General features: G+C 47.9%; 22 protein-coding genes. 7 read left to right on the forward strand and 15 right to left on the reverse strand.

The window, feature by feature from the left end; genetic code table 11:
- On the reverse strand, positions 1-390 hold a 390-nt coding region (locus ACHA99_RS14915; protein ID WP_393943535.1), incomplete at its 3' end, for an NAD(P)H-dependent oxidoreductase.
- A 67-nt stretch (positions 391-457) separates the two neighbouring features.
- On the reverse strand, positions 458-817 hold the full coding sequence (locus tag ACHA99_RS14920) for a MerR family transcriptional regulator (RefSeq protein WP_393943537.1): 360 nt from the start codon (positions 815-817) through the stop codon (positions 458-460).
- Between the two features lie 197 nt (positions 818-1,014).
- On the opposite strand from ACHA99_RS14920, the gene ACHA99_RS14925 reads away from it, so the two are divergent.
- Positions 1,015-1,443 carry an acyl-CoA thioesterase gene (locus ACHA99_RS14925; protein ID WP_393943578.1) on the forward strand — a complete coding sequence of 143 codons (429 nt, stop codon included), beginning with the start codon at positions 1,015-1,017 and terminating at the stop codon, positions 1,441-1,443.
- 69 nt (positions 1,444-1,512) lie between these two features.
- Positions 1,513-1,776, forward strand: a complete 264-nt coding sequence (locus tag ACHA99_RS14930; protein WP_393943539.1) for a GNAT family N-acetyltransferase — start codon at positions 1,513-1,515, stop codon at positions 1,774-1,776.
- 21 nt (positions 1,777-1,797) lie between these two features.
- Here the strand turns inward: ACHA99_RS14930 and ACHA99_RS14935 are convergent, their stop codons facing one another.
- The 4 genes from ACHA99_RS14935 to ACHA99_RS14950 form a co-directional block, all read right to left on the reverse strand.
- Complete coding sequence (locus tag ACHA99_RS14935; RefSeq protein WP_105250927.1) at positions 1,798-2,346, reverse strand: HPP family protein; 549 nt, start codon at positions 2,344-2,346, stop codon at positions 1,798-1,800.
- A 123-nt stretch (positions 2,347-2,469) separates the two neighbouring features.
- Positions 2,470-2,880, reverse strand: coding sequence for a thioesterase family protein (locus ACHA99_RS14940; protein WP_168826862.1), 411 nt, complete (start codon positions 2,878-2,880; stop codon positions 2,470-2,472).
- A gap of 125 nt (positions 2,881-3,005) precedes the next feature.
- Entirely contained in the window at positions 3,006-5,462 is a 2,457-nt protein-coding gene (locus tag ACHA99_RS14945; protein WP_393943542.1) for a toxin-antitoxin system YwqK family antitoxin, read from the reverse strand.
- 142 nt (positions 5,463-5,604) lie between these two features.
- Entirely contained in the window at positions 5,605-7,413 is a 1,809-nt protein-coding gene (locus ACHA99_RS14950) for an AMP-dependent synthetase/ligase (protein WP_393943544.1), read from the reverse strand.
- Positions 7,414-7,754: 341 nt separating this feature from the next.
- Between ACHA99_RS14950 and ACHA99_RS14955 the strand changes: the two genes are divergently transcribed.
- The 4 genes from ACHA99_RS14955 (at position 7,755) to ACHA99_RS14970 (ending at position 11,686) form a co-directional block, all read left to right on the forward strand.
- Complete coding sequence (locus ACHA99_RS14955; RefSeq protein WP_393943546.1) at positions 7,755-9,362, forward strand: alpha/beta hydrolase; 1,608 nt, start codon at positions 7,755-7,757, stop codon at positions 9,360-9,362.
- A 3-nt stretch (positions 9,363-9,365) separates the two neighbouring features.
- Positions 9,366-10,100 carry an ATP-binding cassette domain-containing protein gene (locus ACHA99_RS14960; RefSeq protein ID WP_393943548.1) on the forward strand — a complete coding sequence of 245 codons (735 nt, stop codon included), beginning with the start codon at positions 9,366-9,368 and terminating at the stop codon, positions 10,098-10,100.
- 94 nt (positions 10,101-10,194) lie between these two features.
- Positions 10,195-11,343: an ABC transporter permease gene (locus ACHA99_RS14965; RefSeq protein WP_393943550.1), complete on the forward strand. Its 1,149-nt coding sequence runs from the start codon at positions 10,195-10,197 to the stop codon at positions 11,341-11,343.
- 94 nt (positions 11,344-11,437) lie between these two features.
- Positions 11,438-11,686, forward strand: coding sequence for a hypothetical protein (locus ACHA99_RS14970; RefSeq protein WP_330147838.1), 249 nt, complete (start codon positions 11,438-11,440; stop codon positions 11,684-11,686).
- Positions 11,687-11,759: 73 nt separating this feature from the next.
- On the opposite strand, the gene mog is transcribed toward ACHA99_RS14970, so the two are convergent.
- The 4 genes from mog to ACHA99_RS14990 all read right to left on the reverse strand — a co-directional run bounded on the left by mog (position 11,760) and on the right by ACHA99_RS14990 (position 17,518).
- Complete coding sequence (gene mog / locus ACHA99_RS14975) at positions 11,760-12,293, reverse strand: molybdopterin adenylyltransferase (protein WP_106648670.1); 534 nt, start codon at positions 12,291-12,293, stop codon at positions 11,760-11,762.
- A 252-nt stretch (positions 12,294-12,545) separates the two neighbouring features.
- Entirely contained in the window at positions 12,546-13,505 is a 960-nt protein-coding gene (locus tag ACHA99_RS14980; RefSeq protein ID WP_393943552.1) for a carbohydrate kinase, read from the reverse strand.
- A 118-nt stretch (positions 13,506-13,623) separates the two neighbouring features.
- Positions 13,624-16,020 carry a TonB-dependent receptor domain-containing protein gene (locus ACHA99_RS14985; protein ID WP_393943554.1) on the reverse strand — a complete coding sequence of 799 codons (2,397 nt, stop codon included), beginning with the start codon at positions 16,018-16,020 and terminating at the stop codon, positions 13,624-13,626.
- 277 nt (positions 16,021-16,297) lie between these two features.
- Entirely contained in the window at positions 16,298-17,518 is a 1,221-nt protein-coding gene (locus ACHA99_RS14990; RefSeq protein ID WP_212601157.1) for a sugar MFS transporter, read from the reverse strand.
- A gap of 261 nt (positions 17,519-17,779) precedes the next feature.
- On the opposite strand from ACHA99_RS14990, the gene gtfA reads away from it, so the two are divergent.
- Positions 17,780-19,258: a sucrose phosphorylase gene (gtfA, locus tag ACHA99_RS14995; RefSeq protein WP_393943557.1), complete on the forward strand. Its 1,479-nt coding sequence runs from the start codon at positions 17,780-17,782 to the stop codon at positions 19,256-19,258.
- 114 nt (positions 19,259-19,372) lie between these two features.
- On the opposite strand, the gene ACHA99_RS15000 is transcribed toward gtfA, so the two are convergent.
- The 5 genes from ACHA99_RS15000 to ACHA99_RS15020 form a co-directional block, all read right to left on the reverse strand.
- Positions 19,373-20,404 (reverse strand): LacI family DNA-binding transcriptional regulator, encoded by a 1,032-nt coding sequence (locus tag ACHA99_RS15000; protein WP_131524537.1) that lies wholly within the window; start codon positions 20,402-20,404, stop codon positions 19,373-19,375.
- Between the two features lie 92 nt (positions 20,405-20,496).
- Positions 20,497-21,960, reverse strand: coding sequence for an MFS transporter (locus tag ACHA99_RS15005; protein ID WP_263147234.1), 1,464 nt, complete (start codon positions 21,958-21,960; stop codon positions 20,497-20,499).
- A 45-nt stretch (positions 21,961-22,005) separates the two neighbouring features.
- Complete coding sequence (locus ACHA99_RS15010; protein ID WP_105250911.1) at positions 22,006-22,470, reverse strand: NlpC/P60 family protein; 465 nt, start codon at positions 22,468-22,470, stop codon at positions 22,006-22,008.
- Between the two features lie 136 nt (positions 22,471-22,606).
- Positions 22,607-23,344, reverse strand: coding sequence for a sulfite exporter TauE/SafE family protein (locus tag ACHA99_RS15015; protein ID WP_263238484.1), 738 nt, complete (start codon positions 23,342-23,344; stop codon positions 22,607-22,609).
- A 235-nt stretch (positions 23,345-23,579) separates the two neighbouring features.
- On the reverse strand, positions 23,580-24,824 hold the full coding sequence (locus ACHA99_RS15020) for an MFS transporter (protein ID WP_393943560.1): 1,245 nt from the start codon (positions 24,822-24,824) through the stop codon (positions 23,580-23,582).
- Positions 24,825-24,889: the final 65 nt, after the last annotated feature.

Consider the following 24,889-nt stretch of genomic DNA (forward strand, 5'->3'; position numbering starts at 1 on the left):
GTCCATGGTCATGATAATTCGCGAGGTTTTATGGCGCAGCAACTTAGCGGGTATCAATTTACCTTTCTCATATTGAAATGCAAACCCAGATAAAAATGTCCTATCGATTAAGCCTTTAAGCTTAGCAGGAATACCGCCCCACCAAATCGGTGTGATAATCACCACATGCTCCGCCCACTGGATATTCGCTTGAAACGCTAGCAAATCGGCTTCGAGTGGCTGAGGTTGACGATAACCATAGGTCAGATTCGGGTCAAAATTCAGCTCAGCTAGTTTGACGATTCTCACTGAGTGTTTATCTGCCGCCGCTTGGACATAGGTTTCAGCCAGATGCTCACAAAAACTCTGCGCCTTAGGATTACCACAGATCACTAAAATCTTTTTTGCCACGATGAAACTCCATAACAGTCAATGTGGCAAATAGCATAAACTCTGCCCCTAAGGGGAGAGTCAAGACCTAAGGTAACAGCTGCGATTCACAGGAGGTGAGCCCATCAATACAGGCATCTAACTGAGTGACTTTATGTTCTAACTCACTTATCTGGCGTAAAAAATCCGCTTTAATACCCAACAAAAAAGTCTGCACTATGGCTAACTGAGCATGCTTATCGCCTTGTTCGAGTAAATCTTTTAGTTGGACAAGCTTAATACCGAGGGCTTTGGCCTCTTTGATTAGCAACAACAGCCTAATATCCGCCGCACTATAAATACGATAACGCCCCTGACGTGCGGGAGTGTCGATAAGCCCCCACTCCTCATACAAGCGAATCGCTTTTATCGACAGCCCTGTTTGCTTTGCCGCTTGTCCAATATACATAGCTCAACCTAACCCTTTAAAGACATTACTCATATCTGCATTGCTTGCCATTATCAGCCACAGTATCAGCTTAGGCCAAGACTTGTCGCAGCAATCTTATGCTGCTAGTCTGGCCGCTTAAACGAGCGTTTTAACTTAGGATTTTTATCATGGGATTTAAACAAGAACAGCTGCAAAAAGATGTTCAAGAACAGGCAATGGAAAAGTTTCTCGCACAGCACCCTATCGTTACCCAAATCCCCGTTGCATGGGGTGAAATGGATGCCCTACAACATGTTAATAATGTGGTGTATTTCCGCTATTTTGAAACGGCACGTATCGACTTTTTCAATCGCCTCTTCCCGCTAGATACCCTGTATAAATCCGGCATTGGCCCCGTAATCAGCGAAAATCAGGCTCGCTATAAACGCCCAGTGACTTTCCCCGATACTTTATTGGTAAGTGTCAGCATTAGCGATATTCACAGCGATAGATTTACCATGCATTATCAGGCTTTTAGTAAACAGCAGCAGGCAGTAACCACCTTAGGCACTTCAGTCGCGGTGATGTTTAACTTTAAAACGGGCAAAAAAGCTGAGTTACCAGCAGAACTGCTGACAATTCTCAAACAACACGAAGTCGCTTAAGCTTTAAGCTATCCGAGCCCATAGATAAATTGCCATCACACTTTAGGCCATACCTTGAGGGAAGCATGTATGTCAGATAACGAAAATATCGAGATAGCCATTGAACATCAACAGGATAAACAGCGTTTTATTATCCCTGTCGATGGCTATGAAGCCGTGTTGGAATACCGATTATCAGGCAAGGATATCGATTTTAGCCGCACCTTTGTCCCCAACGAACTGCGCGGTAAAGGCCTTGCCGAACGCTTAGTGCGCCACGGCTTAAAGTGGGCCAAAGGCCAAGAGTTTACTATCCAAGCCAGCTGCTGGTATGTGCAGAAGTTTTTGAAATAGGCAGATTTAAAAACGAGTTCGCTAAATCCAATAAACAGGGTAATGGCGCTTGGGATCGGTGGAGAGGTTATTGACCACCAGCGCGACCAGTAAGAGTAATACTGAGCCGAGGAACACTGGCATTAACGCGTAAAGAAAGCCGAGTTGATGCACGTTTTCACCGCCAATCACGGCAATCAATGCCGTTGCGCCACCCGGAGGATGAAGAGTCCGAGTCAGGTACATGAATGCGATAGACAGGGATACCGCTAAGGCGCTGGCCAGCACCACATAATCGCCACACACTTGGTACACTGCGACCCCAATTAAGGCCGATAACACACTGCCACCAATCAAGTTACGCGGCTGAGAAAACTCCGCCAGCGGTGCACCGTACACTAGCACAGCCGACGCGCCGAACGAGCCAATGACAAACATAGTGTCGACGAGGTTTTCACTCATATAATTTGCGAGACTCGCGACCAAGTAAATGCCACAGAAAGCCCCAATCCATGACCACACAATCTTTTTAAGTGGCTGTCTTGGTGGACAAATGTCCTTCGAACGCATGCGGGTAAAATAGAATCTCATGGTTAATCCGAACCGATAAAAATTAAGTGATACAGATAAGTGATCTGCATCACAGTTAGCGGGTCGACAAATTAACCCTTCAGCAGCGCAATTGCAATTACGCTGACCGAAAGAGTAAGCAGACTAAGCACTTTCACCATTCAGATTAGCGAGCATTTCGCGGATATCTTCAGGAATCGGGCGGCTTTTTTCACTGCTGTAATCGTAATGTACGAGTGTGGTTTTCACTTCGGCGGTCTTGTTACCCGCTTGCCAACAGGTTTGGGTCAGCTCGAAGCTGCTATTACCGATACGGCTGACATAGGTTTTTACTGTGACACTCTTGCCATAGTAAGTCGGCGCGATAAATGCCACGGTAAACCCCGCGACGATTAAGTTCCACTGATGCAAATCTAACTCGGGATTAAAAATCTCAAAGATTGGCGTGCGCGCCGCTTCACACCATACGGGGATCACAGTGTTGTTGATATGGCCGAGGCCGTCGGTTTCAGTAAATCTTGGATTGATTTCGAGACTGTATTCTGTGGCTGACATGCAAACTTCCTTTTTATTATTTTATGAATGGAAGAGCGTGGTGATTATCGCAATGAAACCACACCACCAAACTCATCCATTATCCTAAGCCAAACAGGTTCTAGCCACTAGCCCAAACCAGCATTTTAAAACTGGCAACTCGCCGTTTCTGGGGTTTGCTTGCCGTTAGCATCGTACTTTTTAAGGCATCCAGCCTTACCCATATCATACATTTTCTCGTATTCTAACTTGCCATTTTTATAAGACTTATACACCCCATGAGTTTTTGGGTTCTCTAAGTGATAAATCTTACGGCCCTTAGTGATATGTGAGTAATCGGCAAAACCCGGCTCTTCGGAATAGATGACACCGTTAATGTAGCGCTTGTGTACCACATGCTGTTCATCGATACGCAGCATTTCATTCGCTATCTTGCCATTCATGTCGTAACACACTTTATCCACGGCATAATTGCTATCGAGGTCTTCAATACAACTCACGGCACCATTATCAAAGTACTCGCGCTGTATACCGCAGCGCGCAATGGCGTTATCCCAGAAATAAGGTTCACCGTTCCAGGTTTCGCCTTCTTGCTGGCAGTAGTTCCACAGGCTTCTTAATTGGCCATTAGGATAGAAACTGTAATGGGGGCCAGAGACACGGTTATTCACTTGGTGACCATATCGGGAGAGTGAGTAACCACCATCAGTGGAATAACTGATACTTGGGCCGTATTCCTTACCCGCTTTGTACGTTTTTAAATTTAATAAACGGCCATTGGAATCAAACTGATATTCTTTATCTACAGCGCCATTGGTGTAATAAGCCAATTTATACAAGGAGCCGCTGCTATGATATTCGCGCTGCTCACCGTGTTTTATCGATGAAATTGCTTCATTTTTACCATTAATCACCCCTTCACAATCATCTGAGTAGGGATTCTCACGCATAATACATTCATCGTGCGAAGGCTTAATCGTCACCGCTTCATTGAATTTATAACTCGTTAGTTCAGTCAGCTCACCGTTCTGGGGATTAAAGCGCATTTGCTGGCCATCCAACTCTCCTTGGCGGTAGTTAGCGATATCCACCACGACATTGGGACTTGAATACCAAATACTCTGACCATTAAGGCGACCCTGCTCATAATGACGGGTATTAAACATCAGATTATTTTTGTCGAATGATTTAGACTCTCCTTGACGTAAGCCATTGACATAGCTCACTTCGGTATGGGTCCCATCTTCGGCTTTAAATACCCAAGGGTCAGTGCGTTTTCCTGCAAGATAGGCGCCTTCACCTACTTGATCACGGAAATGTCCGCTCGTCACTTTATCGACCCAAGCGCCTTGCTTCACACCCTTTTGATACTGGCCTTTGCTACCATCAGCCTCAAGCCACTCGCCATCTTTTACGCCATTGAGATAAATGCCTTTTGCCACTAATCGCTTATCGCCTTCTGCACTGGAGTCATAATCGGGCTCATAGACTTCGTAGGGGCCGTCGAGCACATCCTGATTGTAATGGGCAAAACCAAAGCTATCGGCCTCATCGAACATCGACTGTGCAATCCATTTACCTTGCTTTTTACCGTCAAGATATTCGCCTTCCCAATAAATGGCTTGGTTCTCTGTCTCCATCCACTTACCGACTTTTTTGCCCTGTTTGTAGTTACCAGAGTAAACCACGCTACCATTGCGACCATCGTAGGCTGCATACGGGCCATCGAGCACACCTTGGGCATAATGACTTTCACTGGCAAGCCCTGCCCAAGTGCTTCCCATGCCCATACTCATAAAATCGTAGGATGGGCCTGTTTTAGGGATCACGGCACCACCACTTTTAAGCCAATCAAAGTCATCGGCCTCAAAGGCCACGCTCACCAATACAAAACTGCCGTCTTCTTCGCTATAACCACTGCGATCAAAGGTGGTCACTAAGCTATATTGGCGCTCAATCCCTTGGGCATCTTTATCTTTACGAGTCAGTGGATAACGTAATTTATATTCGACGGCGGTCTTCACATCGACGGGTGAACCTTCGGAATTACGATAACCCACTAAGGTCGGCTTGAGCTTAGTAGAACCATCGACAATCGCTTTAATGGCGGGATCTTCAATCGCGTCAACATCATAGGTCATACGGTATTGTTGCGGCGGAATTTGGCTTAACACTTTACGAACGCTACCCACGGTAAACGAGGTTAAGGTTGGTGCGACTTCATCGAGCACAACCTGTAGACGGGGAAGTTTTGTGAGATCATCTCCTTCAAAACCATAGCCCCGTAAATGCTGACCATCGGCATCTTTCAGCATGACAACCACTTCTTTGGTGCCACCTTTATCAAAATCAAGGTAAAAAACCGCAACCACTTCAGCAGAACCATAATCATCAAGACGCACGCCGGGCGCATCGCCATAGAGCATTTCGCCCCACACTTTATGATCTTTTTGATAGAAATTGAGCCATTGCCCGTTAGGCAAGTCCACTGGGCCATGGACGATTTTGTCGTAATCCTCAGCGTCAGCTGCAGGAATGACAGTTAAAGAAGATAACAACACCGCACTCACTGCAGTGAATAAACTACGAATCGAAAGTTCCATTTAACTACACCTTTTATACCGACGCCTCGCGCCTCATGCGCACCAGTAAACGGGGCGAATTTTAAGCGAAGAAAAGCACTTCAGGAAGTAGTAGATAAAAAAAAGGCCGCTTCTGCGGCCTTTAGCAACAACAACTTAACAATTAGTTGTTGTACATAGCATTTATTTCATGGGCGTATTTATGGTAAATCATCTTGCGGCGCAGCTTGAGCGTTGGGGTGATTAAACCCGCTTCCATCGAAAACGCTTCAGGCAACAGAGTGAACTTTTTAATCTGTTCAAAACCGGCCAACTCATGCTGTAACTGCTTTAAGCGTTGCTCAAAATGCTCAACCACATGACTATGGCGCAGCAATTCTAAAGGTGACTCATACTTCAGCCCTTTGTCCTTCGCCCACGCTTCCAGTGACTCAAACGCTGGCACAATCAAAGCGGTCACATAGTTACGCGCATCGGCAATAATCGCCACTTGCTCGATAAAAGGACAACAGCCAACGGCGCCCTCAACCCTTTGCGGCGCGATATATTTACCGTTGGAGGTCTTCATCAATTCTTTAATACGATCGGTAATAAATAGATTGCCGTTCGCATCGAAACGCCCTGCATCACCGGTTTTTAACCAACCATCTTCAAACGCAGCGGCGGTATCTTCAGGACGATTGTAATAGCCGCGCATCACAGTGGCGCCGCGGACTAAAATCTCATCGTCCTTACCTAGCTTAATTTCGGTTTCCAGCAAAGGTTGTCCATTGGAACCTGGCACTCGATTACCTAAGGTATTGCAGGTCACAGTCGCGTTAGTTTCTGTCATACCGTACCCACAAAGTACCGGAATATTAATCGCATGGAAGAAACTACCGACATTCACATCTAAGGCTGCGCCACCGCAAGGCATAAACTTCAAACGGCCACCAAGCACAGCCTGCAGCTTGCTATACACCAGCTTGTGCGCCAAACGCCATTGCAGCGACAACCACAATCCGCCCTTAGCACGACCTTGGCCGACTTCGAACTGACGTTGGCCAACGCGCATCGCCCAAGCAAACAACTTCTTACGACCGTCGGCTGATTTAGCGACTTTATCTTGTACGGCGCTATACACTTTTTCGAGGAAACGCGGCACCACACACAAGGTATGTGGACGCACGGCGCTAATCGCCTCTTTCACTCTTTGAGTATTTTGCAGATAGACGTTATGGCCGCCACGGCACAAGACGTAGAAACTCCAACTGCGCTCAAATACATGGCTCAATGGCAAAAATGCCAAAGACACATCGCCAGAATGGAACGCCAGTTTTTGATCGTGCTGGCGTATGGTAGACGCCATATTGCGGTAATCCAGCATCACGCCCTTAGGGTCGCCCGTGGTGCCGGAGGTATAAATTAAGGTCAGTAAATCATCGAGATTTGCAGCTTGTAAACGCTGATTAAGCTCGGCTTCTTGCTCAATGTTTAACTGAGTGTCACCCGCCAGTAGGGTATCTAGATGCCAATGCTGATTGGCCTTATCGGCAGCGAGTGCCACGCTGGCATCGAATACAATCACATGCTCTAGGCTTGGGCATAAGGCTTGCAGCTCACAGGCCATAGCGTACTGCTTAGCATCGTCGACAAAAATCACTTTAGCGGTGGCATCGTTAACGATAAAACTCGCCTGTTCGACGGTACTGGTGGGATAAATTGGCACCACAACGGCGCGAGTTTTGAGAGTGCCGACATCGGCACAAGTCCACTGCGGGCAGTTTTGCGCCAGAATAACGCAACGGTCTTGCACTTGTACGCCAAGTTCGATCAACACTTGTGCAATTTTACTGCTGATTTGGTCGAAGGCTTGCCAACTCACCTGAGACCAAGGAGCGGCCATTTCAAAACCTTCCAGCGCTACTGCGTCTTTTAAAGACTCGCTCTGCTGCTGTAGTAGTCGAATAACATGATATTGATCGAGAGACATAAGAGACTCACCTTTTTAGCTTACAAGTGTACCGCTTTTGCAGCATTCTACCTGAAGGCCAAATAAAAACTAAGAGTTTTTGCTCTAATGTTGTGCAAATGTCGCTCAAATCACGCTGTAAATAGGCTTTTATCTGCTAATGACATCGCCTTGCCAGAGTTTTTCTTATCCCCAAAAAACACAACTTGTTCGTGTCAGTGCTTGTAAATAGGTTCACAACAACTTAGGTTGACATGAAAAACGCCCAGCACTGCCCGCTCACACCTTGTTAACACATTAATATACCGATATTTTGTATCTAAATTTACAACTCGTCCTGAAATGCAAAAAGGAAAGCGCGCATGATAGATAGCATGACACACAGGAAGTTAAGCAACACAGTTCAACGCCATGGTGCGACTAGTGCCACATGGCGCACGCGTACTTTGAGAATGAGCGCACTCATACTGGCAATGGCAAGTACGGCGACGTGGGCGAGTGATGTGAAAAGCCAAGAGACACAAGCGACGGCAGATATCGCGAATAAGACCGACACTTGTTATGTGGAAGGCGTATCCGATCGCCTAAACTGCGGTTTTGTGACTGTGCCAGAAAACCCTAACAAACCCGATGGCAAACAGATCCAAGTGCATTACGTTGTTTTGCCTGCGGTGAAAAATGCCAACCATGAAGAAGCCTTGCTGGCGATTGCAGGCGGCCCAGGACAATCGGCCATAGAGAACGCGGCAGGTTTCGATGCCATGCTGAGCAAAGTCCGCCAACAGCGAGATATTTTACTGATCGATCAAAGGGGCACTGGCCGTTCGAATGTGCTGGCCTGCGATGAAGGTGCTCAATCTCCACTGTCCTTCGATGACGATAATGTCGATACCTTAGCCGAAACGCAAAAATGCTTAGCCAAAATTGATGCCGACGTGACTCAATACGGTAGCCTCAATGCGATTAAAGACTTCGAAGCCGTACGTGTGCACTTAGGCTATAAAAAACTGCATATTTACGGCATATCCTACGGCACTCGCATGGCGCAACTTTACATGCGTTTATATCCAGAGCACTTAGCCACAGTGACCTTAGACGGCATAGTGCCCATGCAGCAAAGCGTATTAGAAATTGGCTCTGCGATTGATCGTGGCTTCGACTTATTGTTTAAGGATTGCCAAGCAACCGCCGCCTGTAACAGTCAATTCCCCGAGTTAAAAGCGGACTTTGAGCGAGTCGACGCTAAGCTCGCCACAGGCCCTGTGATGGAAAACGTTTACGATCCTGTCACGGGCGAAAAAACCATGTTAACCATGACGCGCGGTAAATTCTCTGGCTCGATCCGCATGGCACTGTATCAAGCCAATGTGCGCGCCCTCTTGCCCCATGCGATTCATCAAGCATCGAAAAACAACTTCCAACCTATACTCGGCCTCTATGCCCTCACTATCGACAATGCTGGCATGGCGATGGGCATGCACGCCTCTGTGGTCTGTGGCGAAGATATGCACCGCATTACCCCTACCATGCGCGAGCAGGCCAAAAAATCCTTTATGGGCAGAACCATGCTCGAAGGCTTAGAGGCGACTTGTTCAGTATGGAAAGTCCCTGCGGTCGATAACAGCTTTAGCGAGCCCATCAACAGCAACATTCCGACCTTGTTGTTATCCGGCGAAATCGACCCCGCCACCCCACCAAGCTGGGGCGAGTTAGCCATGGAAAAACTCACCAATGCCAAACACTTTATTGCGCCCTACGCGACCCACGGCGTGGCCTATCAATCCTGCGCTAATAACCTGATTGCCGATCTCGTCCGCTCGGGCTCAGTCAACGATCTCGACGGCGAATGTTTGAATAAAGATGTGCGCCGTAGCTTTTATTTAAATGCCAGCTCGGTGGAACCGCTTAATGCGACCAGCACAAAAGCCACGACAACAGATGATCACGCTAGCACTGGAGCTAAGGAATAAGCCATGATTAAAGTATCCCATCTTTCCAAGCGCATCGGTGACGTGCAGGCGCTGAATGACTTAAGTTTCGTCGCACAAAACGGCCAAATCACAGGACTACTCGGCCCGAACGGGGCAGGTAAAACGACCTGTTTACGCACGATTTTTGGCCTGCTGAAACCCGATAACGGCAAGGCTGAAATCGAAGGCATAGATGTCGCCATCGACCCTATTGGCGCTAAGCAGCAACTCGGGCTATTCCCCGACCCTTTTGGTCTGTATGAACGCTTAACACCAAGGGAATACATTCGCTATTTTGCCGAGCTGAGCGGCTTATCACCCAACGAGGCCAAGGAGGCCACTAGCCAAGTGATTGCGAAATTGCGCCTCGAAGACATTAGCGATCGCCGCTGCAAAGGCTTTTCCCAAGGACAAAGAATGAAAACCGCCCTCGCACAGGCAATCGTCCACAGCCCGAGCAATATTATCCTCGACGAGCCGACCCGTGGGCTGGATGTGATGAGTACTCGCCTATTGCGCGACATTCTTATCGACCTTAAAAATCAAGGACATTGCGTGCTGTTCTCGAGCCATGTGATGCAGGAGGTCGCCGCACTGTGTGACCAAGTGATCGTCATGGCCCAAGGCAGAGTCGTCGCCATTGGCAGCCCAACTGAGCTTTGCATTCAAACAGGCAAAGACTCGCTCGAAGAAGCCTTTATTCAACTGATCGGCACGGATGAAGGGATAGCGGCATGATGACTCAGCAAAGATTACGCCCGCAGGTTTTAACCTTTAAGACCTTGATATATAAAAGCGTGGCATTTAAGAACATGGTTAAGGGAATGACAGCATGAATAAAATAATCGCTATGGTTCGTAAAGAACTCATCGATGCCGCCCGCGATAAGCGCTCTGTGATGGCGGGTCTCTACTACGCCATAGGCACGCCGCTGATCATGTGCGGCCTATTTATGGTGTTAATTGGCCAATTAACCAGCCCCGATGATTTGAAAATCACCATTAAAAATCCCGATAAAGCACCGGATTTAGTAAGATTTTTATCGAATAAAGGCATCACTCAAGGCGCAGCCGATGGCTCTGACGCCAAAGACCTTAAAGCAATAGAACTGAACATCAGCACCGACTATGCCGCGCAGATGAACCAAGGCAAAAGCGCCGAAATCACTATCGTGGCCGATAACTCTGAAGAGAAATTACAGAACTCGATTCGCAGACTCGAGAAGCAACTGCAGGCCTACAGCGCTGAAATGGGCAGTTTACGTTTAATCGCTCGCGGTATCGACCCGCGCGTGGTGCAGCCGCTTAAAGTGAATGTGCAAGACAAAGCCACTACAGACTCTAAGGGTGGAATGATCTTAGGTATCGCCATTTTCACTATGATTTACTCGGTATTTATCTCGGGGATGAACCTAGCTATCGACACCAGTGCCGGTGAGCGCGAACGTAACTCCTTGGCCCTGCTACTGAGCCATCCGCTGACCACTCGCCAATTAGTACTGTCAAAAATTATTGCGGTGAGCTTGTTCGCTCTGCTCGGTTTAGTGCTGATCTTGCTGGTGTCTAAAATCGCCTACGCCTTCGTGCCATGGCAGGAATTAGGCTTTAGCGTCAACATCACCACAGAATTTATGCTGCTGATGTTAGTGGTCGGCATCCCCGTCGCGTTAATGGCCGCTTGTCTGCAACTGTTTGTGTCTTTTATGGCGAAAACCTTTAAGGAAGCTCAGTCCTATCTGACTATGGTGCTGTTTGTGCCCTTAGCCCTGTCGATGGCCGCCAGTTACAACATAGCGCCAGATATGCTGCAGTGGTTGCCAGTCTCGGGTCAGCAACAGGCATTAATGGACTTTATCAAAGGTAAAGACTTGCCCATGTTGCAGTTACTGGTTTCGACCTTAGGCACACTCGCCATTGCGGTATTGCTCGCCTTTGGCATGGAAAGGTCGCTCAAGAGTGAAAAAGTGATCTTCGGTTTATAGGTCGCTTCGATTGATAAACTTAAACCGACAAACTTGAGGAGCGATAACTAAGTCGCTCCCAAGTTGAAAACCTCAATAGCTACGGGAGTTTGTTATGGAAAACGAATTTGTCTTAATGGTGATTATGGTCACCTTCATTATTGGCCTCAGCGCCACTGAAATGTTTAAACACTATCTAAAGGCACACCAACTTGGAGTGGGCACCGCAGACGATAGGCACCTTGAGGACAAAGTGACTCAACTCAGCCTACAAAACCAAGCACTAATTGAGCGAGTACAAGTGCTTGAAAAAATAGTGACAGAGCCAGAGTACGAGCTAAAGCAGCAGATTAATCAGTTATGAACCCTAAGCTCCTCAAACAACAAAGCCACTGGATTTTCAGTGGCTTTATTTTTTTACAGGCTCGATAGCAAGATTACTTAGCCTTAGGCCTGAATGGCTTGATAACCGACTCATTGCACTCTAAATACGGGCCTTCCATCAAGTCGATACAGTAAGGAATGGCGGGGAACACAGCATCTAAACATTCGCGAATCGATTTTGGTTTGCCGGGCAAGTTCACAATCAATGAATCGCCACGTAACCCTGCGGTTTGACGCGATAAAATGGCGGTAGGTACAAATTTTAATGACTCGGCGCGCATCAACTCACCGAAGCCTGGCATCATGCGATCGCAGACGGCTTCTGTCGCTTCTGGGGTGACATCGCGTTTCGCAGGTCCTGTGCCGCCCGTAGTGACAATCAAACAGCAATCCTGCTCGTCGGCCATTTTGATCAGCGTCGCTTCAATCACATCCTGCTCATCGGGGATCACTTGATAAATCGGCTCCCACTCGCTGGTGAGATAGTCGTTGAGCGTGTCGATAATCGCCTTGCCTGAGATATCTTCATAAATTCCCGCGCTGGCGCGATCGCTGACCGTCACAATACCGATTTTTGCTTTGCTCATAGGAAATCCCCAATGATGTTGAAATGAAACATGCCGAAGTGAAAATTGTCGACATCAAGCATGGAAGAAGCCGCTACAGCTTCGACCTTAAGCCGCAGCTAAAATAGCATAAATGCTCGGAAAAGGGGGCGACTAAAACGTGATGGGGTTCGCGCTATGCTATTGAAAAGTGGCGGGCAGAAAATCTACACGAGAAGAATCCAAGGAAACTCAACAGGCTCGCCTTGGATATTATCGTTAATGCAGTAAGGATTAGCTGACCTGCGCTAACGTAGGTAAGGAGGGAAATGCGCCTTTTTGCCCGCAGGTAGTCGCGCCGCAGCGAGTGGCAAATACCACCGCTGCTTCTAAGTGTTCTTTGCTTTCTAGCCTTTGTTTCAAGGTCAAATGGCTTAAATCGTATTCCAGATCTAAGCCTAAGGCGAACAGAAAACCTGAGATAAAACTGTCGCCTGCCGCCGTGGTATCGACGGCAGAGATTTTGGGAACGGGTACGCTAAACCTTTGCTGCGCTGTGATGCATTGTACTGGATTGGCACCATCGGTGACCAAAATCACCTCAACCCCTTGGGCGAGGCAAAACTGCAGATAATCTTCAAAACTCTTATCCCGCGCTAACGCTAAGTAGTCCGCTTCTTCGCGGCTCATTTTCAGCACTTGGGTGTAACGAAAACACTGCTCAACCCGCTCGGCCAACAAGGACGTGTCCTGCCACAGGGATAAACGCAGGTTCACATCGAAACTCACTAAAGTCGCGAACGCATTGGCACAACGCGCACCATAAAGGCTAGTGTTAAAGATGGCAGTTTCAGTAAAGGTATTAGAGCAAAGGTGAAAGATATCAATCCCCTGCCATGGAATATGGTCGAAATGCTGATTGCTGTAGCGCATATCGGCGGTGCCATTTCGATTGAACTCAAAGGTGCGTTCACCCTGTTCATCTAAATTGACCAGCACAGTCGCGGTAGCAGCGCCCGGCACTTCGGCAAGATAATCGGTTGCCACACCCTGCTCCGCTAAGGCTTGCTTTAACATAACGCCATAATGGTCCGCGCTGATGCCACCGGCAAAGTAACTCTTACCGCCGAGTTTCGTGTAACCCACAGCCACATTGGCGGGCGCGCCACCGGCAATCGGCTGATGATGTTTGCCTGTGGCATCGGTTGGCAGCAAGTCTACTAACACCTCACCGAAACTGAGTAATACCGTCATTTCCACTCCAACTTTGTATTCTATATTCTGCATTCTGTATCAGGCAAAAAGCCCACTTTCATGGGCTGTTTTGGCTTAGCATTTTTTCTGTATAAACAGTTTCTGTACCAATATCCGCTTAGAACTCGTATTTAAGCGTCGCACTCGTGGTGCGACCATTAATGGTACGGGCACGGATAATATTGTTATCAGGGATTGAGCCTTCTTCCGCCTCAGTAATACCTGTGACATCAAACAAGTTATTGACGTTTAAGGACACACTCATGGCTTCGGTCAAATTGTAAGTCGCGAAAGCATTCACTTGGTTGTAGCCATCGAAGCTTAAGTCGTTATTATCTTGAGCATAGGAATCAGTGGTACCGATTAAGTTAACGCCCACAGAGCCTTGGTCAAAGTTGTAACGGCCCATCAAAGAGTAGATAAAGTCAGCCTGTCTTCTTGGGGTATTACCCACCACTTCTGGCGTCAATGCATCTTTAGCAATCTCAGCATCGGTCCAGGTTAGGTTACCTCTAAAATCGAAGTCACCGATGAAATAGGCCGACTCGATTTCGATACCTTTGGCTTTGTACTTACGGTCGAAGAAACGTTGGCTGGTGGCTTCAAAGTTTTGCTCTTCGGTTTCAGAGTAGAACGCCGTCGCAAACACAGAAAGATCATCGTAACGATACTTAACACCTAACTCATACTGGTCAACGATATCAACCGCATCTTCCTTCGCCACTGAACCATCGGCACGCACCTTACCAAATAACAGACGGTCGGCATTGGCGCGGCCACCGTGGCTCAAGCGACCGAAGGCAGCTAAGTCACTGGCAAATTGATAGTTAGCACCTAATGAGTAAGAGGTGTAGCTCCAATCGTAATTCACTGGCTGAGGGTTCGCATTATCGATAGAAGACACACTCTGCTCAGGGATTGAAATCATTCCATCAAGATTCATATCCACTTGCGATTGCACGCTACCTGCGTAGTTACCGCTCGCATCACCGCTGTCATAACGCACACTGGCATCGAGCGACAAGTCACCAAAACTCGAGGCTAACGCGAGGTAAGGCGCTTTAATGGTGTAGTCGGTATCGTAATTACGTTGGCAACAATTTCCCCAGTAAGGTACGCCATAACCATAGAGGCCATTGTCAGAATACGCAGTGCCATCGGCGGCAACCACATCTAATAGCGCGGCATTATCACCCTTCACTTCCATCAGATAAGAGTTCCACATCCAGGTCATGCTGATGTTTTGCACCGCATTGTAGTAACCTAAGGTCACGCTGGTATCGTCGAAGGTTTTAGTCAATTTCAGGTCGTTTACGATTGAGCCAAAGTCATTCATCTGCACGTCAAAGGTATTGATACGCATGGCTAAACCGTCCATCTGACTACCAGAATTAGGTCCATTGGCGAAAATCAACTTAGCGCCAGTGCCAGCAATACTGGTCGCGATATCGCTACCGTTTGCCACTTCGGCAGGAAATGGCGCGATAAAGTTACCGCTCACATCGGAGAAACGGAAACGGTTTTCTACCTGCCAATCGTTACCTAAATCGAAGGATGCTTCTAAGCCGACAGAATCAACCACTGGATTCATGCCATCGCGCATATCGCCACGGCGACGTTCGCCATCGGCACCTAAGCTCAAGGTTGATTGGAAATACGCGGATTGAATCGCATCGGATTTCGCATCAAAACCTGGGATTGAACTGCCATCCGAGTACATAGGCATAGGTAAGTAACCAATGCTTTTATCATCTAAATGTTTGAAATACAGACGAACATAACCCTTATCGAATTCTTTGGTTAAGTTAGCTTTGATCTGGCCGCCTTTGTTAGCGTTATAGCCAGCATCGCGTGGGCCTTCGCCCGTACGCACAAAACCACCCACATGGAAACGCAGGCTGTCGTTGATGCTAGTGCCGTATTCAAAGTCGGTACGGAAGGTATCGTAATCCAGCCCTAAGGTGGTAGCCACACTGCCCGAATCCGAAGTACCGGTTTTACTGATCACGTTGATAATGCCGCCAGGGGCATTACTGGCCGCAGTCGATGCAGAGCCGCCACGGATAGATTCAATGGTTTGTACTGTTGAATCTAAGCGTAAAAAGATGTCTGCGTTACCAAAGGCGATATCGCCAAACTGTAGGATTGGCAAACCATCTTCTTGAATTTGCAGGAACTTAGCACCACCAGACGCCACAGGTAAACCACGCACAGCTATGTTAGCGTTACCTTCACCACCAGTAGACTCGACCTTCATCCCCGGAATAATACGGAATGCTTCGGCCGATGAACGCGGCGTACTCACTTCAAGCTCAGCCAGTGACACACTGCTGACTGACACACTCGAATCCATAACACGAGTGCCACGGGCAACCCCAGTCACGGTAATTCTTTCTAAACCTAACGCGTCTTTCTTAGCTTCTTCCTGTTGTGGTGCGTCGGCTGCCCAAAGGTGAGAACTCACCAACACGGCCAATGTACTTAACAAGAATTTCTGTGATGTGCTTTTTATCATTTTTATGTCCCCACCCATATTTGAGATGCAGCCCTATCTCCCCATAGCTACATCTACCGAATTGTGATTAATCGAAGAACCATCTTAGTGATTGTTCAAGGTCATATTGAACGTAACCCAAATTAACTTAATCGATTAAGTTAACAAGTTAGCAACTTAATAACAAAAAGCAAGTGTGTTTTTTGCACAATTTTGGTTCGCACTCTGGGTGTGCCATATCAACATATTGATTAATTGAAGAAATGTGACAGAAAAATATTTTCTGTCACAGCCCAAATTAGTGCGCATCGAAAGTTAATAAATGACGGGCAGGATCTTTAACGAGATTAAATCCGCTCAGAAGGCACAACAAAATGGCAAAACCAGTGGCGAGGTAGAAGCCATATTTAACATGGCCGAAAATATCGCCCACTAACCCCATCAACAAGGGCCCAACGGCGGCGGACACGGCAGTAAAAAACAGAATCACCCCAGCCACAGAGCCGTGCTGATCCACGGGGAAACAGCTAATCCCCTTAGAATTAAGCGTGGGATACATCATGGACATAAACAGCCCAGACAAGGGCAACAAGACGACTGCCGCTTCAATGCCGTAGATCATAGACCCAAGATAACAAGCACTTATCGCGAAGCTAAACCAGAACATCACTTGCTGCCATGGGAAGCGATCGAGCACCCAGCCACCTAAAAAGCGCCCACCCGCACGCAGGGTAAAAAAGATCGTCAAGGCATAAGCGGCCAGTGTGGTGTAATCACCTTGATAGCTTTGCAGCAAGGTCGGCATCCACACGTAAATCGCCACTTCGGTGGCAACGTATAAACCTATCGCAAGCGAGAACCCTAATGCATAAGGGTTTTTCATCATCTTAAAGGTGCTGGCAAGGTTAATGGCATCCGTCGAGGAACGTTTGATTTGCGGATAATCCGCCCGATAAGCTAACCAACACAGTACTAAACAGAAGCAACCCGCGCCAAAATACAGATACTTCCAAGAGACGCCGCTGATCAGTAAATAACTAACGATGGCCGGCCCTATCATGGCACCGACACCAAAGTAGCCCTCTACCGTATTCATAGTGCTCGAATGCTGTTTTGAGGAAGTCGAGATATCGCCAATAAGCCCCAGCGCGCCGGTTTTAAAGACGCCAATCGCCGTGCCGACAAAGGCGAGTAGGAACAAGAAATAGTAAAACGATTCCCCCAGCGCGAACATGAAGCAGGCGAGCGCGAATAACAATAACCCCAATAGAATGGTTAACTTACGCCCTATCTTATCCGCCAAGAAGCCTAAAAACAGTCCACTCACCGCGATAAAAATCATCGGCATATAGTGAAAGGCACTGGCCTGCGACATGGACAAACCAAACTGGGATATCAACTCTGGAATAATGACACCCACGGCATCAGAGGTCATAGCGAACATGAAAAACATTAAATATGTGAGTACCCGAATACGGGTATGATTGCGGTTATCGCAACCTTTTGAATCACTTACCATACCATTTCACCTTATCGTTATTATACCTACTCGCTCTCAGCAGCTCAGTGACAGCATGCTGAAAGGGTTTCGGCTTTTGTGTACAGCAGTGAGCCAGCCTCCCCCAAAACTTGAGACTAACTCAAAAATCCAACAAACCACTTGAATAATGTTTCATATTGGTTAAATATACAACTTAATCGATTAAGTTTAGTTGTGCAATCAATTAAAGGATTGCCATAAACCTTTACTCTAAAAAGACAACTCAAGCGTGGGCAAAGTATGAAAAACCAAGTGCAACTGATCACCTATGTCGACAGGATTACCAATGCCGGGCTCAAGGAGCTCAAAGCGCTGCTCGATGACGAGTTGCAAGGTCTATTCGGCGGCGTACATCTTTTGCCTTTCTATTTTCCCATTGACGGCAGCGATGCAGGCTTCGATCCGATAGACCATGTACAAGTCGATTCACGGTTAGGCAATTGGGATGACGTTAAACGCATTGGTGATGATTACGACATCATGGCAGACCTTATCGTTAACCACATGTCCGCTGAGTCGCCCGAATTTAAAGACGTACTCAAGCACGGCAAACAATCGGCTTACTGGGATTTATTTTTAACCAAAGACAAGGTATTCCCTGAGGGGTTAAGCGAGCAAGATCAAGCCGCTATCTATCGTCCACGTCCGGGAAGTTGCTTCAGCACTTACACCTTAGCCGATGGCTCGACCGAAGAGTTTTGGACTACCTTTACCCGCAATCAAATCGATATCGACGTTCATTCCGCCGCGGGTAAAGACTATTTAAACCGAGTGCTGGCGCGTTTCGACCACAGTAAAGTGAATCTGATCCGTTTAGATGCGGCGGGCTATGCGATTAAAAAGCCCGGCACTAGCTGCTTTATGATCGAAGAATCCTTCGAATTTGTGGATAAATTAGCTAAGCAGGCCAATCAGTTAGGCATGACAACGCTGGCCGAAATTCATTCGCACCACATGACTCAGGTCGAGATCGCCAAGCGGGTCGACATGGTGTACGACTTCGCCCTGCCACCGCTCATCTTGCACACGCTGTTTAGCCAAGATTGCCAAGCCTTGACCCATTGGCTGGAAATGGCGCCACGCAACTGCATTACCGTACTCGACACCCACGACGGTATCGGCATTATCGACGTCGGCCCTATGGATGGCTTGCGCGGATTATTGACCGAAAATCAAATCGATAATTTGGTTGAAACCATACATGGCAATAGCAAGGGCGAGAGTCTACAGGCCACAGGCGCGGCCGCCAGCAACGTCGATTTGTATCAAATCAACTGCACCTATTACGATGCACTCGGCCAGAATGACCTCGATTATTTGATGGCGCGGGCGATTCAGTTTTTCGCACCAGGGATTCCGCAGGTGTATTACGCGGGTCTGCTGGCAATCCCGAACGATATGGCGCTGCTTAACCGGACTCACGTCGGCCGCGATATTAATCGCCCTTATTTGAATCGTGAAAAAGTGCAGCAAGCCATGCACAAACCTGTCGTTAAGGCGCTAACGAAGCTGATTAAACTGCGCAATAGCAGCTCAGCCTTCGATGGCCGCTTTACAATGGCATCGGCAGAACGCACATTAACCTTGTCTTGGACAGCGGCCGATTCGCAGGCGAGCCTCACCCTCGACTTTGCCAATAAAGATGGCCAAATCATCCTTTTAGATAAGCAAGGTAAAGAGACACAAGTGTCGTTATCAAGACTGCTGGCTCAAGCATAAGCTTGCGTTCCTGTTCGGGCTTGAGCTTAGGTTTAAGTTCAAGCTAAGCGACATAGTTTTTAGATAGCAAAAAGGCGCATTGAATGCGCCTTTTTTAGTTAAAAGATGTAGCGATTAGCAGCTCTTACCGAGGCGTAATTCATAGCCCAAAACTTCCGCATGCACGGCATCACTGACAAACATTTGCGCCGCTTTTCGGCCCTTCTGCTCAGAGTATTGATAGACGGTCGTTAACGGCGGATTTGAACGTGTGCCTTCATCTATGCCATCAAAGCCCACGACTCGCACATCTTCGGGAACACTCAGCCCCATGGCCTGCGCCTCACCGAGCACACTCAAGGCGATTAAGTCACTCATACATAAAAATACATTCGGCCGCGGAGTCGAGTTCAGCGCTTCTTTTGCCGCTATCGCCGCATAGTCGGCATTGCTCTCGGGGATATTCCAAATGCGGTCCGGCCCCAGAACAACGCCCACTTCTTCAATCGCTTGCAAGTAACCCTGTAATCTTTGATGGGCAACAGAGGTATCGATTTCTAACAAATTTAAATCATACACGCGGCAAGTTAAGTGGGTATCGAGCAAACGTAACCCTAAAATGGCGACATTGTCTGCGGGCGATTGCAATGCCAGTTTTGCCACTTCATAGGCGGCTAACTTATTGTCTATGCTCACTGATGCATTGCGGTGGATATCAAAATCGACGGTGACGACCTTTTTCTTTACCTGCTTTAACTGCTCGGCTAACAGGGCATTGCGCGGGCGACCATAACAGATAAAACCATCCACAAAGTCAGCCACCGCATTCACACTGTCTGAGCTGCCCGAAAACAGCAGCAAATTGAGCTTTTCTTGCTCCAAGACAGAGGCCACGCCCTTCATAAATTTACTGGCGACGGGATCGGACACCATGTATTCCACGCTGTCCGACAATACCAAGGCGACAGTATCGAACTTGCCCTTACGTAAGGATTGAGCCGCTTTATTTGGTCCGAAATAACCCAACTTAGTGCAAGCCGCTAAAATTTCATTACGACGTTTTTCCGATAATTGATCGGGGCGATTAAACGCGTTAGACACAGTGGCATTAGAGACACCCAACTCGTTGGCTATGCTCTTTAGGGTCCAGTGTTTTGTTATTGTCATGCTTATGTCCTGGAATCGAATAAGGCCACAAAAATACGGCTCAGCGCAAATAGTACACGGCTTAAATGGGTCGTGCACCTGCAAATCTAGGCTTACTGCGCAGTTTCGCTATCATGATCTTTTAATGCCGTCGCAGGGGATAAAAAACCGACTATCGCGGCGCACAATGCCACACCCGCAGCGGCCATAAATCCATATTGGAAGGCGTGATGCACCACCTCTGTCGGCAGAGTTTTAATGGTGGCGATGCCAAGCTCTGAACCCTTGAGTGGCAGCAGACTATAAAGCAGCACACTAAATAACGCAGTGCCGATAGCGGCGCCCATAGAACGACATAGCGACACCATAGCCGTGATCTGGCTGAGTCGCGCCTTGCCCGACACGCTCTGCACCACGAGCTGCACACTCGGCATCACAGTCCCTAGCCCTATTCCGACCAATACACCTAAGCCGCCGATCACATTGGCATTGGGCGGAACAAAACTAATCAATAACAAGCCGATAAAAGCTAAGCTCATGCCAAAGGTCGGTAACCACTTAGGCGCCACATCTTTGCTTAACAGTCGGCCTGCTATCGTCGAGCCAGTGACGATACCGAAGGTCATAGGCAAGAGCAGTAAACCAGTTTTAGCGGGATTAGTATGTAAGCCCACCTGCAGATAAATCGGCAGGAAGAAGATCATCGCAAACAAACAGGCCGCAAACAGCGCCGCCGTTAGCAGTGGCATATACACGGCCTTCTTCGCCAGTAAATCTAACGGCAGAAACGGACTCGCCAATCGCCGTTCCCACAATAACAAGCCTAAAATGCCAACTACCACAAAGACGGCAAAACCTAAGCTGGTCGCAGAAAGCCAAGCAAACTCTTGCCCCGCCATAGATAACCAATACAACAGCGCGGTGATAATAGCCGGAAACAAGACCACGCCCACTAAATCAAACTTGCCTTGGCGAACGGGTTTAACGCTGCGCTTATGTAAGCCATTGAGCCGCCATACGGCCAGCATAGCCAGTGGAATATTCGCCCAAAACAGCCAATGCCACGAATAGGCATGCACCACAATCCCGCCAATCACAGGGCCGCCGACACTCGCGAGGGTAAACATAGCGGCAAAATAGCCTTGGAAACGCGCCCGCTGCCGAATGGGCACTAACTCACCAATTAAGGATTGGGACAAACTCATCAAACCGCCACCGCCCATGCCCTGCAAGATACGTCCGGCGATCATGTGGTCCATAGTGCCTGCACTCGCCGAAACGATAGAGCCCAGTGCAAAAATCACTAAGGCGATCATCAGGATTTTCGCGCGACCGAAGTTATCTCCTAACCAGCCATAAATCGGCACAGAAGCAGCCATCGCCAGCATATAGCCGATAGTGATCCACGAGGCTTGGCGCAGACCGCCAAGATCTTCAACTATGGCTGGCGTCGCCGTCGCGAGTAAGGTTTGATCAACCGCGGCCAAAAACATGGGCAAGAATACGGCGGAGAAAATGGCGAGGAAAACAGAAGTAGGTAAAGGGTCACTCTGGGATAACGCAGGCTCTAAGGACATATTGTCTCCGCTAACTCATAAGCCCAAGTGCATAAAGAAGATATGTTAAATCCGCCGTGCATTCCAATACTTAGACGCCCAATAACTGTTATGCAGGCTCGAAATCTTCACCCCTTGGCTAGTGGAAACGTGGAGAAAATTATCGCCTCCTACATAAATGCCGACATGGTGTGTGCTCCAGCCCGTCTTGAAAAATACCAAGTCACCCTTGCGCAGTTGATTTCTCGGCACGGGTTTACCTAAGGCTTGTTGCTCTTCAACCGTGCGCGGTAAGGTCATACCCAACATCTTCTGATAGGCGACAGACACAAAGGCCGAGCAATCTATGCCACGCTTAGTGCCACCACCAAGGCGATAAGGTACTCCGCGCCATTCAGAATGCAGTTCGGAGATATTGCTATCATTCCAAACCGTGGCGGGTTCAACTTGCTTTACCACAGGCTTAGGTTCTGGCGCGCTAGCACAAGCGCCAAGGCCTAAGGCTAAGATAACTATCAGTAATCGTTTCATAGCTTCAAACTCATTGCAGGCAGATTTCACAGTAACGTAATTTTGAGTTTTTATCAGGTAAATTCAGGGCGGCTGGGGATCAAAACGCCCCAACACCCGCGCACTCTAGCAGACTAATATAACCTAAAGCTTAAAACTATAACGCCGTCCACAATAAACGCACACCCACCAGCACCATTAAAATCAAGATGATGCGTTTAAATAACCTATCGTCAATTTTATCTTGAATGAACAAACCTAACTTTACCCCTAACCATGCCAGCGGCACCAATAACAGAGAAACGATAATATTCTCTTGGTTAATCTGCCCAAGCAAACTGTAAGGAACAAGTTTAACCAGATTCACCACCGCAAAAAACACCACGGCAGTGGCTAAAAACTCTGCCTTGGCCAAGCGCAACGGCAACAAATAAGCATTGAGTGGCGGCCCGCCCGCATGGGCAACAAAGCTCGTAAATCCGGCGGTTAAGCCACACAAGCGCCCAACCAGAGGTGAAGGTGATGCTTGAGTTTTATCCCCAAGGATCAAACCATACAAACCAAAACCTAAGGACACACAGCCTAGAATCACCCGTAAGTAATCTTCGTTTAATCTATCAAACAACAGATAAGCGATAAAAATCCCCACAACCGCCGCAGGCAATAGGATCCATAAATGACGCGGATTATGTTGCCCCCACCAGGAACGAACACTTAAAAAATCCATATAAATCAGCAGTGGCAACATGACTGCCGCAGCTGTAGCAGGGCTAATGGCCAGCGCCAATAGCGGGACAGTTAAGCCGCCCACGCCACCCGCAAAACCTGATTTAGAAATCCCAGTAATCAATACTGCGGGTATCGCCACCAACCAAAAAAGAGGGTCCGTTAACATCAACACATCCTAAATAACGCTTTATGGCTATCAAGTTACCTGTTGTTGGTGTGATAAAAAAGAGGCTGCACTGAGCTAACATCAAAAGTGTAATCACATAGATAAGTCAGCGAGCCTAAACGTGAGTAACAACCTCGTCCATAAAATACGGGATAAAAAGTAAAAAATCCGCAGCCATTTGGCTGCGGATTTTTTATGTTAGCTTTTAGCTAAAGAGGAAAAGCTTAGCTTACGCCTATGCAGATTCGGCCGTCATATTCACTAAGCGAGGCGTACTCTTAGTCGCTTTCTTAGCTGACGCAGGAGTTTTGGGCTCTGGCATACGAATGGTTAATGACATGACTAACGCCACCACCAGTAGCACTAAAATCACGTTAAATGTTGCAATAAACCCACCAAATAACGAGGCGACAATCGAACCGATAATACTGCCGATACCGAAACCTAAGTAGATAACGCCATAGTTTTTAGTCAGGTTATTCAGGCCGAAGAAGTCGCTCACCAATGATGGATAAACAGTGATAGTACCGCCAAAACTAAAGGCAACGCAGGCAACCGCAACGAAGAACAGGTTAGCATTCAAAGGAATGAACAACAGTAACACCATACCGACTAAAGTGATGATCTGCGCCAGTGAAATAACCCGAATGCGGGGGATTTTGTCCGACAGAATACCCAGCACTAAACGACCACTGAGGTTCGCCATAGCAATCACAGCAACAGCATTGGCGGCGACCAGTACAGGCAAGTCGACCATCTTCTCACCGATATCTTTAGCCACACCAATCACATACAAACCACTCATACAGGCAGACAGGAACATCAGCGCCAGCATCCAGTATTGCGGCTTACGCATGGCTTCTGCGAGGGTGAAGTCGCGGCTTTCGGCCTGCTGACTTGCAACTGATTGTGCAGGCGCATCTTTCATCAACATACCGCCACATAACACCAGCGCCATGGCGATCAGGCCCCACAGTTGGAAGGTGGTTTCAAGGCCAGTGTTTTCGAGTAACAGCACGTTAATGTACTTAAATCCGAGGCTACCTAGACCATAAGCGCCAATCGCTAACGCCGAAATCAGCCCTTTGCGCTCGGGGAACCACTTCACGCAATTAGACAAGGTCATCAAGTAGCCAGTGCCATCGGCAAAGCCCACTAAAATCCCTGCGCACAGGTAGAGCATCATCAAGTTACTGGCTTGGGCAGTGAGTAAGAAGCCAACGCCGAGTAACAGGCCTGCGCCTAAGGTGACATTACGTACGCCAAAGCGTTCCTGTAATTTGCCCGCCATGGAAGATGCCACGGCCAAAGACAAACTCAGCAAACCAAACACAAATGCCACTTGGCTGACGGGTTCGTCGAGCTTAACGGCCAACTGCGCATTGAACAGGCTCCAAGTGTAAACTGAGCCGAGTGCAAACTGGGTGATAATAGTACCAACTAAGGTCAGGTACCGAGTACGGTTCATCTCTTTAGTCATGATGCATCTCGCTTTAGGGGATCAGGAATTGAGTCCACTATAAGAGAGATGCGATTCGCGCCGAT

Origin of the sequence: Shewanella sp. S23-S33, from assembly GCF_043359565.1 — a bacterium.
GTDB lineage: Bacteria > Pseudomonadota > Gammaproteobacteria > Enterobacterales > Shewanellaceae > Shewanella > Shewanella oncorhynchi.